Source organism: Listeria immobilis, from assembly GCF_014322765.1.
Lineage (GTDB): Bacteria > Bacillota > Bacilli > Lactobacillales > Listeriaceae > Listeria > Listeria immobilis.
Window position 1 is genome coordinate 35,851 of the sequence record NZ_JAASTZ010000007.1, and the last position, 13,816, is coordinate 49,666.

At 35.7% G+C, this 13,816-nt stretch carries 12 protein-coding genes and 1 pseudogene; 11 read left to right on the plus strand and 2 right to left on the minus strand.

The genetic code is table 11. The annotated features are described in order from the left end of the window. Positions 1-32 precede the first annotated feature (32 nt). The 10 genes and pseudogenes from HCJ50_RS06645 (at position 33) to HCJ50_RS06685 (ending at position 7,792) form a co-directional block, all read left to right on the plus strand. A complete protein-coding gene (locus tag HCJ50_RS06645) occupies positions 33-785 on the plus strand; it encodes a DeoR/GlpR family DNA-binding transcription regulator (protein WP_185344650.1) in 753 nt (250 codons plus the stop codon). Between the two features lie 84 nt (positions 786-869). Further along, positions 870-1,514, plus strand: coding sequence for a DUF1295 domain-containing protein (locus HCJ50_RS06650; RefSeq protein WP_185344652.1), 645 nt, complete (start codon positions 870-872; stop codon positions 1,512-1,514). A gap of 205 nt (positions 1,515-1,719) precedes the next feature. Further along, entirely contained in the window at positions 1,720-3,390 is a 1,671-nt protein-coding gene (locus tag HCJ50_RS06655) for an FAD-dependent oxidoreductase (protein ID WP_185344654.1), read from the plus strand. Positions 3,391-3,489: 99 nt separating this feature from the next. Next, positions 3,490-3,609, plus strand: a pseudogene (locus HCJ50_RS15995) (M15 family peptidase); the annotation flags it as partial. A 479-nt stretch (positions 3,610-4,088) separates the two neighbouring features. Then, entirely contained in the window at positions 4,089-4,382 is a 294-nt protein-coding gene (locus tag HCJ50_RS06660; RefSeq protein WP_185344656.1) for a TIGR04197 family type VII secretion effector, read from the plus strand. Continuing rightward, complete coding sequence (locus HCJ50_RS06665; protein WP_185344658.1) at positions 4,379-4,732, plus strand: DUF3958 family protein; 354 nt, start codon at positions 4,379-4,381, stop codon at positions 4,730-4,732. Before HCJ50_RS06660 ends, HCJ50_RS06665 begins: the two co-directional genes overlap by 4 nt. Further along, the gene (locus HCJ50_RS06670; RefSeq protein ID WP_185344660.1) at positions 4,729-6,258 is read left to right on the plus strand and encodes a T7SS effector LXG polymorphic toxin; all 1,530 of its coding nucleotides are present in this window, start codon (positions 4,729-4,731) and stop codon (positions 6,256-6,258) included. The genes HCJ50_RS06665 and HCJ50_RS06670 overlap by 4 nt, the downstream gene beginning before the upstream one ends. Positions 6,259-6,272: 14 nt before the next feature. After that, entirely contained in the window at positions 6,273-6,581 is a 309-nt protein-coding gene (locus HCJ50_RS06675; protein WP_185344662.1) for a hypothetical protein, read from the plus strand. 81 nt (positions 6,582-6,662) lie between these two features. Next, a complete protein-coding gene (locus tag HCJ50_RS06680; RefSeq protein WP_221636542.1) occupies positions 6,663-6,926 on the plus strand; it encodes a helix-turn-helix domain-containing protein in 264 nt (87 codons plus the stop codon). Positions 6,927-6,967: 41 nt separating this feature from the next. Then, positions 6,968-7,792 carry an IS3 family transposase gene (locus HCJ50_RS06685; protein WP_311769584.1) on the plus strand — a complete coding sequence of 275 codons (825 nt, stop codon included), beginning with the start codon at positions 6,968-6,970 and terminating at the stop codon, positions 7,790-7,792. Positions 7,793-8,212: 420 nt separating this feature from the next. Here the strand turns inward: HCJ50_RS06685 and HCJ50_RS06690 are convergent, their stop codons facing one another. Next, positions 8,213-9,397, minus strand: coding sequence for a class I SAM-dependent rRNA methyltransferase (locus HCJ50_RS06690; RefSeq protein ID WP_185344664.1), 1,185 nt, complete (start codon positions 9,395-9,397; stop codon positions 8,213-8,215). A 90-nt stretch (positions 9,398-9,487) separates the two neighbouring features. Next, positions 9,488-11,026, minus strand: a complete 1,539-nt coding sequence (locus HCJ50_RS06695; protein ID WP_376698125.1) for an invasion associated endopeptidase — start codon at positions 11,024-11,026, stop codon at positions 9,488-9,490. A gap of 425 nt (positions 11,027-11,451) precedes the next feature. Between HCJ50_RS06695 and secA2 the strand changes: the two genes are divergently transcribed. After that, positions 11,452-13,779 (plus strand): accessory Sec system translocase SecA2, encoded by a 2,328-nt coding sequence (secA2, locus tag HCJ50_RS06700; protein WP_185344668.1) that lies wholly within the window; start codon positions 11,452-11,454, stop codon positions 13,777-13,779. Positions 13,780-13,816 lie beyond the last annotated feature (37 nt).

Genomic DNA, 13,816 nt, shown 5'->3' on the forward strand with positions numbered 1-13,816 from the left:
TTATAAAGAGATGGCTATTTTTGGAGGTATATATGATTCCCTATGAAAGGCAAGAAAGAATTATCGCATTTTTAGAAACAAAAGAAATTATAAAGATTGATGAATTGCAAAAAGTTATTCCTAATATTTCTATATCCACTTTAAGAAGAGATTTAAAAGAACTGGAAAAGTTAGGAAAAGTAAATATGCTTATTGGTGGTGCTGTCAAACTATCCTCAAGTACGAGCGAATTACCAATTTCTGCTAAAAGTATAATTCAAACAGAACAAAAAGAAATCATCGCCAGTTTAGCTGCAAGAGAAATTAATGATGGTGATGTTATTTATTTGGATTCAGGTTCAACTTGTACGGCATTACTAAACAAAATTTTGGATAAAAAAATAAGCATTTTTACTACCAATACCAGCATTTTTAATATATCCACAGAAATACGTGCGGAAATCACTATTTTAGGCGGAAGATATAGCCCATTTATCTCTTCTATTAACGGTCCATTAACAGATAGTAATATCCAACTTTTTAATTTTGATAAAGCTTTTTTAGGAGCAAATGGGGTTGATATCGTTCGCGGTGTAAGTACACCAACTTTAACAGAAGCCAACAAGAAAAAAGAAATTTTAAAAGCCGCAAAAAAAGCATTTTTACTTTGCGACAGCTCAAAAATACATAAATCATCTGCCGTAAAAGCATTTGAGCTAAATGAAGTCACTTTAATAACGGACCAATATGACAAAGATATAGCCGAATTAACAAGTTTAATTGCCCCAGAGAGTGGAATAAATTAATAATAAAAATTTTAAATTACCTTACAAAAAGTCTAAACATAAAATTGATATTATTAGTACTCTTTAAAAAGGGGGAAGTGGAAAATGTATGGTATAAAAAAACACACACTATCTGCTAAAATATTTATTTTAATTGCGCAATTGTGCTATTTAGGCATAGCTGTTTTCTTATTTAATCATTGGCAAACAGATACTATCATTCGTAATAGTATTTACTTTTGCTTAATAATTGTCTTTATACGTCTAAATGGAATGATGTTTTTATGGCTTCCACGAGGGATAAGCTGGAAAGAAGCCACTGGGAATAGTATTGCTTTTGGTTTGTATTACTTAGGTTTTCCATTATTTGCTATTTTCGGACCTCAAAATATTCAGCCAATTGTATATATATTAGGGATAGTGCTATTTATTGTTGGTAGCCTACTTAATACTGTGTCTGAACTATTAAGAAAACCATTTAAAGATGATCCAGCTAATAAAGGAAAACTATACACAAAAGGTTTATTTCGATATGCAATTCATATCAACTATTTAGGCGATATTCTTTGGGTGGCTGGTTTTGCATTACTTACCTTTAATTGGTGGGCATTGTTGATACCAATAGGTTTAACCTGTCTATTTATATTTTCTTATATACCCAATGCTAACAACTATTTACGTCAAAAATACGGAAAACAATTTGAAATTTATGAGAAAACAACGAAACAATTATTTCCATTTATTTGGTAATATTTTTGGTTCTTAGAAATGAATAGATTTTAACTGACATAACCAAAAAAGCTAGAATAATACCAAATCGGGAATTTAACCGCAATGTTTTATCAAAAATAAAGTGAGCAAACTATTTGAAAATCAGTAGGGTCATCTGTCCTATTTGTTACATAGACAGGTTTATATTTTGCGTTAATTATTTGGAATGAATGGAGATAAATATATGAAAATAGTCATTATAGGATCAGTAGCTGCTGGGACAAGTGTTGCTGCAAAAGCAAGAAGAAATACAGAAGAAGCAGAAATTGTTGTATACGAACAAGATAAAGATATTTCTTATTCAGTCTGTGGAATTCCTTATTATATAGGCGGAGAAGTTGAGTCGATGGATACGTTGACACCAAGAGATGCCGCATGGTTTCAAAAACGATATAATGTGGCTATTTTTACCGAACATCAGGTACAGAAAATTTATCCTCAACAAAAGAAATTAGCGATATTAAATGTAAAAACAGGAGAGATTTTGCATGATTCATATGACGAGTTAGTGCTTGCAACCGGAGCAAAGCCTGTTATACCAGAAGTCTTTAAAAAATATTCTGAAACGACGAATCTTTTTCAAGTTAGAAATATTCAAGATACTGCTAAAATAGATCAATTTATGAAAGAAAAACGACCCAAAAAAGCCCTAATTATGGGGGCAGGATTTATTGGACTAGAGATGGCAGAACAATTGAGTTTGCAAAATATCGAAGTGACAATCTTGCAACGAGGCAACCAAATTTTGAAACATCTAGATAAAGATATGGCTTTTCGCGTGCAAAAAGTATTAACGCAAGCAGGTGTGGAGGTTATTTTAAATACTACTGTGGAAAAAGTAAGTTTAACACCATATGGAAAACAAATTTCTGCTGTATGGGATAATCAACAAAAAGAGTACCAAACAGATATGATAATTTTAGCGGCTGGAGTTATGCCTAATACAGATTTAATAGCGGAAACGGGTATTGAACTTGGTATTTCTAAGGCAATTTCCGTGGATGAACAGATGCAAACGAATATTCCTCATATTTCCGCTGTTGGAGATGTGGCAGAAAGCTATTCATTGATCACGGGAAAACCATTGTATCGTCCATTAGGTTCAACAGCCAATAAGATGGGACGTATTGCTGGGGATAGTTTAACGGGCGGCTCACTAAAACATCAAGGCATTCTTGGAACAGGAATTATTCGTGTTTTTGATACAGCAGTTGCATACACAGGTTTAACAGAACAGGAAGCACATGAAGAAGGCATTGATATAGAAGTATTGTACAATATAAAACCAGATAAGGCAGACTATCTAGGTGGGAAAGAATTAACAATTAAAGCAATTGCTGCTAAAGAATCAGGGCGTATTTTAGGTGCTCAAATAATTGGGACAAGTGGGGTGGATAAAAGAATCGACGTGCTTGCCACAGCGATTACTTTTAAAGCAACAGCAGCAGATTTATTTCACTTAGATTTAGCCTATGCGCCACCATTTGCAACAACGAAAGATCCCATTTTATATACTGGTATGGCTTTGAATAACGCACTAAATGATAATCCGCTTATAACTCCAGAAGCGCTCATTCAAAAACAAAACAATGGCGAAAAAATGCAAATTATTGATACAAGATCTAAAAAACAATTCGAAAAATCCGCAGTTAAAGGTGCTATTCATATTCCATTAGCTGAATTACGTGAAAAGATTACCTCTCTTGATGCAAATTTGCCAACCATAACATATTGTAATAAAGGAGTAACTGGGAATGCAGCCCAAAATATACTTCGGAATAATGGTTTTAGTGAAGTTTATAATTTATCGGGAGGAAATAAAAATTACCAATTATATGTGGAGTCAATGAGATGATGGAATGGAAATTTCCTCCCAAATAAAAACAGTATTAGTTGCTGGTTTTATCAGATGTCTTACTTCTTTATCCATAGAAAACCACCTGGGTGGAAATTGATCGAGAATCTGCACCTCCAGTTTAATTATAAAGGGTATGGAACGGATACATTTGGTAGGAAGGCTAATGCGAATAGTTCAACAAAACCAAGCAGAGCAAGAAGTAATAGTTTGGTTTTATAAGTGAAAAATCATCAAAAATTAACTTATAGATTTCAGCCCTCACTTTTGTGGGGGTTTTTGTTTTGTAAAGTAGGATGCTTTTGTGATACTTTGAAAATCACTAAATACATTACTATGTAGATAACGGTGTTTATAGCCAAAACTATTACCAAAAAAATATCAAAAAACATTTTTTCTGTTTTTTTGAAACTCCTAGTTTTAAATGGGGGGATAAGGTTCTGTGGGGCACAGAATTCGGTTTTTTATATTTATTTTGAGTTTACATCATGTAACATTTGAAAAACCTCCCAAATAAGAGATACAAGAATATTGTGCTGTTGGACATATTTTGACGGTTGAACATATATTAAAATTTGTGTTTACAATCGGATTCGGAGGATTTATATTAGTATAGAGGTACTACGATATATCGTAGTATATATAGAAAAACAACTTAGAATTAATGTGAAAAAATGAACAGGAAGGGATGAAGAAAAATGAGCACAGTAGCAAGTGATTTAGGGCAAGCCACAGAAAAAGCCACTGCGCTTCAACAAGCTGTTTCGATCCTTCAGAAACAAGGAACAACCACTATGAAAGATGAAGAAACAACGGTTGGGAGGAATACACAGGCACACACGGCAATCCAAGCAGAAGGCAAAGCAGCCACTCAGATTGCGAGTGCGTTAACGATGGCAAGTACGAATTTACATAGTGTCGCAGAGGCCTTTGCTGCGAAAGATGCGGAACTGGGGGCCAACCTTTCAACCATTGGAGGTTCAACACCATGAAGACGTGGACCGAGTGGCAACAAGAGGAACGGCGATTAATGGGAAAAGAAGACGAAAATCAACAAAAAAGGCGAGCTGTTCAGCAACTTCAAGAGGCCTATGACATCCATTTGCGACAAGGACTCCGATTTGTGGAAGAAGTTAGCTGGCAGTTTCGGAAAAATGATCGAGCCTTTTTACGGGAACAAACGCAAGAACGGGTTTTCTCTCTTTCACAATCGACACAAGCACATTTTGAAACCATGGAAGCAACCTTACGACAAGAAAAAAGAAATCTAGAAGATGAACTCAATGAAGTCGCCTACGGAAAAAGAAAAGCAAGCTTAGAAGAACAGGAGGCGAAATCATGAGTATCGATATGTACGTATCAAAATCCAAAGCCCAAGCGACGAGTACCAGCCAAGTTTGCCAGCAACATTTAGAAGGCTATGAAGCACTCCAACAAGCGATTAGTCAGTTCACCCTCGAGCCTTTCTTAAAAGGAAAAGCATACGACTCGGCCAAAGCTTATTATAGCACCGTGCTCTATCCCCTTGTACAGGGAGGGATTTTATTATCAGAAGCGACCGAAGCAGCCGTCAAAAAATTCCCAGAACGGTACCAAAGTGAAGTAGACAGCGGGGATCTCAAACAGTCCGAACTAGAAGAACAAATACGACGAGTCAATGAACTCATCCACCAAGCGAATGATCTAGAGAATCAAGTGAGGCAATCCCCATTATCCGAAACAGATCAGCAAATCCAGCTGCAATTTAATCATGCCTTACTGGAAGCGTATCAAACAAGTAAACAAGAACTAGAAGAAAAACTTCAAAAATTAATCGCCTTTCACGCAAGTTCGCCCAGCATTTTTTCCGAAATCGCGCATTTGAAACAGGCGATTGATCAAGGGCTAGCCCAAACAAAGACCGCGTGGAATCCGACAACGGGTACCTTTATGATTCCAAGTCAGGAAAAACTAGGGTGGGCAAATACCATTCGAGCTTTTCAACAGAAAAAAGAGGCGCAAGAAGAACCAGATACAACGGGCCGAACTTATACACGAATAGACTTAGGAAACGGGACATACATATGGGCATGGTCCAAAGATGGCCGTACACTGACCCAAGACGATATTCAATTCACCGTAAAACATGATAAATGGGCAGGAAAAGATGGTGGCTTAGGAAAAATGCTAGCCCAAGCAGAAGCAATGAAAGCAGAAGCAAAAGACTTTGACCCAGTGAAAGCAATGAAAGAAATAGCCGACCTCTTTACACCGATAGGAGACGGTGCTAGAGTGGTGACAGGAGAAGACCTGATAACCGGAGACAAGCTATCATGGGGCGAACGAGGACTTTCCTTGTTATTTATCATTCCACTTGCGAAAGTAGGCAAATATGGGGCCAAAGGCTTCCAATTTATTGCTGAAGGCGTAGAAGACATAAATAAGATTAATAAAAAAGCAGACAAAGTGAAGGATGTTGAAAAAAGTACGAAGAAAGCCAGTGGGGTTGTTTTAAGTGAACTAGATAAAAAATTAATAGCAAAACTTGAAAAAGATGGTGTAAAAATATCAAAAGAAGATGTTATAAGAATAAAAGAATTACCAGATGATAAAAAAATCGTTTGGCTGGAAAAAGGAAATCCATCCGCTGGATTTGAGCATATTCTTATTGAACATGGGGAACAATTTGCTAAACAGGGTATTTCAAAATCTGAGTTACCTGATTTTTTGATGACTGCATTAGAAAAAGGAAAAATTGTTGGCTACCAAGGAAAAGGTAAAGGAAGACCTATTTATGAAGTTATTTATAATGGGAAAAAACGTAGGGTCGCAATTACGGTCGGTAAGAATGGTTTCATTGTTGGTGCCAATACTGTTTCAATTAAATAAGGGAGTGTAAAATAATGAGTGAAGTAAGATTATTTTTGGATTATAAATGTTATCCTATTTGGGTATACGACGAGGCTGGATTTCTAGAGGAAAATGATTTACCTGATGAATTAAAAAAAGATAAAGATTTAGATGAAAAGCTAACACATCTACAAGATAAATATGATAATTTGTTTACAGATACTGAAATTGAATTTCGCTATAATGGTTTTAATGATGAGAAAGAGAAAGAGAAGTTCCTTCATGAATTTACAGAGATTCAAAAAGAATTGGACGAAAAATCAAAAAATAAATATAGAGTTGTTAATAAAATTTTAGTTTAGTAATTTTAATACAATAAAGAAAACGGGTTATGGTACACTTTTCTTGACTATCAGGTACATTACCGAAAGGAATGAACGCTATTGAGAAAAACATATGACCGTGATTTTAAACTTAAGGTTTCTTGGGATATCCTTGAGAAGAAAGTAACTATTAAGAGCATCTCTGAAGAATACAATATCTCTCGTCCAACAATCTCTCGATGGGTCTCAGAATACCGTCGATACGGAAATAAAGCTTTTGCCGGACATGGAAAAAGATTACCCGATAAAGCAGATTTCTACATTCTCGATCAGGAAAATGAAATTCTAAAAAAGTTCGACCCGTTTGTGAAGCAAAAAAAATAGTTCGTTTTGAGTTTGTTCACAAACATCATCAACAATATGCAATTCAAGCATTGTGCAGGATTTTAAATGTAAGTAGGCAAGGATATTATTTATGGCGGAATCGTCGTCCAAGCAGGACCCAACTCCGCCATAATTTTTTAAAAGAGAATATCAAGCGAGTCTTCTACGAGCACAAAGGTCGATATGGATTTCCAAGAATTGCTCAACAGCTTTATGATGAAGGAATCGAAACTAATAAACGTGTTGTGGCTATCCTAATGCGTGGAATGAATTTATGTGCAAAAGGATTTCATCGACGAAAATCTTCTTATGGTAGAGGAAAAGCAATTGAAGAAATTGTAAAAGAAAACTTGTTGAATCGACAATTTGAACAGAATCAAATCGATGCTGTTTGGGTGGCAGACATTACTTACATTCCTTGTAGTGATGGTCGCCTCTATTTGTCCACCTATATTGACTTAGCAACCCGTATTCCACGTTGCAATATGGTAGATTCACGTATGAAAAAAGAAATTGTCATCCAGCCATTAGAAGTTTACAAAGGTGAATTGCCTACGGTAATTCACTCCGATAGAGGTAGCCAATATCGTTCTCTTACCTATCAAGAACTGTTGACCGACTACCATATCACACATTCAATGAGCCAACCTGGAACTCCTGTTGACAACGCAGTAATCGAATCGTTTCATCGTTCGATCAAACGAGAATTAATCGAACCCAACAAGCACAAAAGTAAAATAGAAATGAAGGTGTTGATCCAAGACTATTTAGAAGACTACTATCCAAACAAAAGAATCCACACAAAATTCATGATGACTCCTCGACAATTTGAAACAAAAAAAATAAGTAATCTAACTAGCTGTTAACTAAAGTGTTGCAGGTCCCTTGAAATTTCATTTGATAATTTAGGTTTAGAATACAATATTGCATCAACAAAATAATAAACTATAAAAATTTTGGTCATGAGAAGGGGACCTATATTTAGAAGAATAAATGATTTAAATTCAAGTTGCTCTTCTAAAGGATTCGATAAATAATAGACAACCTGCCAAATAGCGGGTTGTCTATTATTATAGCTTGGTGTCGTACTTATTCTCTAACATATCCTTTTAGTGAGCTTTTTTCCATGGGCAGGAGGGTAACATTCATTAAACGATATAAACATTTAGTAAATAACCATCTAACCTTAAGAAACTGTATTATACAGCCATTAACATCTATAGTTAACTATCCCATCAAATAACTGTTAATAATGAAGTTAACAAGGGGATTTTCGGTCAGGCTAATCATATGTCTAAAGTTAAAAATAGCACTTTTAAATAGTTCCCTTCAGGAAAGTTTTTATCTATCGTAAAATCAGCAGGGAGGGAGTGGCTTTCTGTAATTTTATAAGTTCGCTCCGTTGATTCAAAAGCTGTCGCAATCATTTTCTTAAAAGCTTTCATTCCAAAGCCAGCATAGTTTGTAGAAGCAATTATTGTTCCACCAGTAGCGGTTATATCTATAATTTCCCGAAGTAAATTAGGATAATCTTTGGCAGCTCGGAATGTGACTTTTTTTGTTCGAGCAAAACTAGGCGGATCAACAATAACTAAATCAAAAGTAAGTTGTTTACGTAAGGCATATTTAAAATAATGAAATACATCTTCCACAATAATATTCTGAGTTGCTGGATCCAGTCCGTTTACTTCAAGTTGTTCTTTTGTTTTGCTAAGAGAACGTCCGGCCACGTCTACACTAGTAGTTTTACTAGCGCCACCAAATAAAGCTGCAACAGAAAACGCGCCAGTATAAGAAAATGTATTTAAAACATTTTTAGAGATAGCGTAATCTTCACTAATACGTCTTCTTACATCACGCTGATCAAGAAAAATACCAGTCATCCACCCATCATCCAAATAAGTGACATAATTAATTCCGTTTTCTTTAATAATTAGAGGGAAATTAGCTTTTTGACCGGCAACAAAATCATCTTTAGTATCTTCTTGAAACCGTCTTTTCTCATATATCCCTTTAATTTCTGGTAGGGACATAAAGATGTCTAAAATCATTTTTTGAAAAGAATAAACACCAAGACTATACCACTGGATTACAAGAAAGCCATCATAATAATCTGCTGTAAAACCACCAAAACCATCACCTTCTCCGTTAAAAATCCGAAATGCGGTTGTAGAATCATCAGCGAATAAGAACTGTCTTTTGTCTCTTGCGGTTGTAATTAAATTAGTTAAAAAAGTTTTATCAAGCTGTTCTTTTTTGTCCCAAGTAAAAAGCCAGCCGTCACCTTTGTTTTGTTTACCATGATAACCTCGTGCTACAAATTTACCAGATGTATCTATTAATTCTAATTCATCGCCTTCTTCTATTTCTTTAGGCCATTTTTCCATACGTTCTTTAAGAATTAAAGGGTAGCCTTCTTTATAGCCTTTGGTGAATTTGGGAAATATTTTTACTTTAATGGAGTTTTTCATAGAGCACCGTCTTTCATCAGGATAAAATGCCAACAAAAAACCTGTGGAGCGAAATTCCTGCTCCACAGGTTTCATTCAATTATTTATTAATTATACACGACCGAAGCCAACTAAATATTGACCCCATCCAGAGCCGTGAATATTATCGTATTTAACGCCATTGTCTTGTGCATTAATCATTTGACCATTACCAACATAAATACCAACGTGAGCAATTCCGCTACCATAATCAAAGAATACTAAATCACCAGGTTTTGCTTGAGATTCAGAAATTTTTGTTGTGCTAGCATATTGAGCGCCGGAAGTTCTTGGTAGTGTGATACCAGATTTAGCAAACACATAAGAAGTAAAGCCAGAGCAGTCAAATGTAGTTGGACCATTACCACCCCATGAATAAGCTTTACCAAGGTGTTTTTGAGCTTCAGCAATTAGTGAACTAGCACTAGCACTGTTGCTTGTACTTTGATTAGAGCTTGTATTTTTTGAAGGAGTGCTTGTGTTAGATGTACTTGTATTAGTACTTGTATTTGTATTAGTTGTTGGAGTAGTTACATTATTGGTAGTAGTAGCTGGTACAGTACCTTTAACTTTTAAAACATCGCCAACTTGTAAATTATCATTAGTTAAGCCATTAAGTGCTTTAATTTTAGAAACAGTTGTTCCAAATGTAGTAGCAATTTTGCTTAACGTATCACCGCTTTTTACTGTGTAAGAAGAAGCGTTTGTATTAACTGTAGGTGCCGGTGCCGGAGCTGGTTTTGCAGCTTGTACCGGTGCTTTAGTTGTTGTTTGCGTTGTTTCTTTTTTCACTGTAGTTGTATTTTCTTTCGCTACAGGAGTTGTTGTTTGTTTTTCGGCTACAGGAGTAGATGATTTAGTTTCTACTTTTGGAGCAGACGCTTTAGCTGCACTTTGTTTTACTGCGATATTTTGACCAACGTAAATAGAAGAAGAAGATAAATTATTCCATGACATTAGTTCTTGAACAGAAGCGCCGTATTTAACGGATAATGCCCAAATTGTATCGCCACTTTTAACAGTGTGTGTTGAAGCATTTGTATTTACAGCAGGAGCTGGTGTTGCTGTTTTAGTTTCTGCCGCTTTTGGTGCAACAGTTGCTTGAGTAGTTTGTTTAGCTTCTGTTTTAGCTTCCGCAGCAGCTTGTGTTGTTGCTTGCTTCACTTCTTCTGTAGCAGCAGGAGCACTTGTTACAGCAGTACCTAAGTATTTACCATTTACGTAACCAGTTTTTCCTTCACCATAAGAAATTTTGTTCCAGCCATTTGCTTCGTTAGATTCAACAGTTACTTTAGTGCCACCTTTTAAAGAAGTGACAATGCTGTTATCCACGCCAGCGCCAGAACGTACATTTAACCAAGTTGCGCTAACAGATTTCTCTGCTTTCTCGCTTTTTACCTCAGTTACTTGTAATTTTTGACCAGGTACGATTTTATCAGATGTTAAATTGTTCGCTTTTTTTAGTGCATCAACAGTTGTCCCCTTATCTTGAGCAATACCCCAAAGAGTATCTCCAGCTTCAACTACTACAGTGCTTGCGGATGCGATAGTTGGTGCAGCAAATGCTGTAACCGCAATCCCAGCTGTAGCCGCGATAGTTGCTTTTTTCATATTCATAAAACTCCTCTCTTTTTTTCAGAAAATCCCATACATAAATAAGTAATTGAGAATTAATTTTATAGTGATTAATACTAAGTTTACCCAGTTTTAACTTAAAAAACAAACAATGAGATAATAGGTCGAATATAGAGAACGGACTATACCAGATGATTGTAATAAACTTGTAATAATAATAAAAACGAACGTGTATTCCTAAGACTTGGGATGTACTGCTGGGGAGTCCTTTGAGATAAAGGAATGGATTGGATAACAATCAACAACTTTCGCTATGGGAAACCTATTACTTTTCGTAAATAGAAAAATTTAATATATTTGTAATATGAAATCAGAGCTCTTTTTGATGGAGAAAGACTGGAAATGAATTGCCAGATGACTTTATGGTATTCTATAATAGAAGGTATGGAGGATGTTATTCAATGAAACAGAATTTTGATGATCGAAAAATTGTAAAACAGTATCGTGAAATAGCTCGCCAAATTGTGAAAAAAGAAGGCTTATATAAAAATATGGATCAAAATGAACTTTGCGAACAAACCAATTATTGGCGTGAAAAGTTCAAAACAAAACCGATGACAGATCGAGATAAAATTAATATTTTTGCACTTGCAAGAGAAGCAGCTAGCCGTATTATTGGCCTTGACGCAGTAGTCGTGCAACTAATTGGTGCACTTGTTATTGGAGATGGCAAAGTAGCCGAGATGAAAACCGGTGAAGGTAAAACATTGATGTCTTTATTTGTGATGTTTATTGAAGTAATGCGTGGTAATCGTGTGCATCTTGTGACAGCTAATGAATACTTGGCTAGACGTGACCGAGAAGAAATTGGCCAAGTACTAGAATATTTAGGTGTTTCAGTTGCATTAAACGAATCTGGGTTGGATAAAGCACAGAAGAGAGCAATTTATACGGCAGATGTCATTTATGGAACAGCTTCTGAATTTGGCTTTGACTATTTACGTGATAATATGGTTCGCCAAATGGAAGATAAAGTACAAAGCGGTCTTGACTTTGTATTAATCGATGAAGCAGATTCTATTCTTATTGATGAAGCTCGTACACCGTTGCTTATTTCAGATCGAAAAGAAGAAGATCTTACACTTTATCAAACAGCTAATAAACTTGTGAAAACAATGATGAAAGATGATTATGAAATAGAAGAACATAAACGTTTTGTTTGGTTAAATGATGCTGGAATTGAAAAAGCACAAAAATTTTGGGGAGTAGAATCACTTTACTCAGCTGAAGCACAATCAGAACTACGTATTACGATGCTACTAATGCGAGCTCATTTTTTAATGCATAAAGATAAAGATTATGTTGTGCTTGATGGGGAAGTACTTATTATTGACCCACATACAGGACGTGCGCTTCCAGGACGCCGTTTTAATGATGGACTACACCAAGCAATTGAAGCAAAAGAAGATGTCGAAGTGAAAGAAGAGTCACGAACACTGGCGACAATTACTATTCAAAATTATTTTCGGATGTATAAGAAAATTTCTGGAATGACAGGTACGGCTAAAACCGAAGAAGAAGAATTTAGACAAATCTATAATATGGATGTTGTTGTAATCCCAACTAATTTACGAATTAACCGTGAAGATGTTCCAGATGATATTTTCTACACAAAAAAAGAAAAAGGACGCGCGATTGTATATGAAGTTTCATGGCGTTATGAAAAAGGACAGCCAACATTAATTGGTACTTCTTCCATAAAAAGTAATGAGTGGATTAGCGGATTGCTAGATGCAGCAGGAATTCCTCATCAAGTTTTAAATGCCAAAAACCATGCGCAAGAAGCGGAAATTATTGCCAAGGCAGGAAAACGTGGCATGGTAACCTTGGCGACGAATATGGCTGGACGTGGAACCGATATTAAACTCGACCCGGATGTTCATAAACTAGGCGGATTAGCCGTGATTGGAACAGAACGTCATGAAAGTCGCCGTATTGATTTGCAGTTAATGGGACGTTCTGGTCGACGAGGAGATCCTGGATTTAGTAAGTTTATGATTTCATTAGAAGACGATTTACTAGAACAATTTGAAAGTAAAAACTGGGAAAAATTATCTATTAAACTTAAACGAAAAGCGCCACGTGATGGTAAACCAGTAAACTCCAATAAAATTCACTCAGTTGTAGTTAATGCGCAAAAACGACTTGAAGGCGCTAATTATGATATTCGTAAAGATTTACTTTCCTATGATGAAGTAATCGATTTACAACGGAAAATGGTATACAAAGAGCGAGATCAATTGCTTGAAAGGAATAAACTAGGTGTATCTTCTGAAAAAATTCTTCGTGAAGTAGCCGAATATGCTTTTATTCATTCTGAAATAGATCCAGAGAAAATGGACAAATATTACGCTCGACAAAAAGAATTTCTCGGTGGAACAAAATTCCCGATTTCTTTTGATGAAGTATCGTTAATGGAAGCAAGTGAAGTGGTGGAAAAAATTGTCACTTGGCATAAAAAAGAGCGAGACAAATTTCCGTTAGAAACCATTAATGCTATTGAAAAAGAAGTTTATTTAAACTTAATGGACCAAATGTGGGTAATGCATTTAGATGCAATGGTGCAACTTCGTGAAGGGATTCATTTACGGGCATATGGACAACAAGATCCACTTGTTATGTATCAAAAAGAAGGCGCTCAGTTATTTGAGAAATTCCAAGCAGATTATCATTTTTACTTTGCTCATGCATTGCTTGAATTAGATCCAGAAGGGCTAGTTCAAGGTTAATGCTACAACTTGGGGCTGATTTTTCCTAAATAAATGG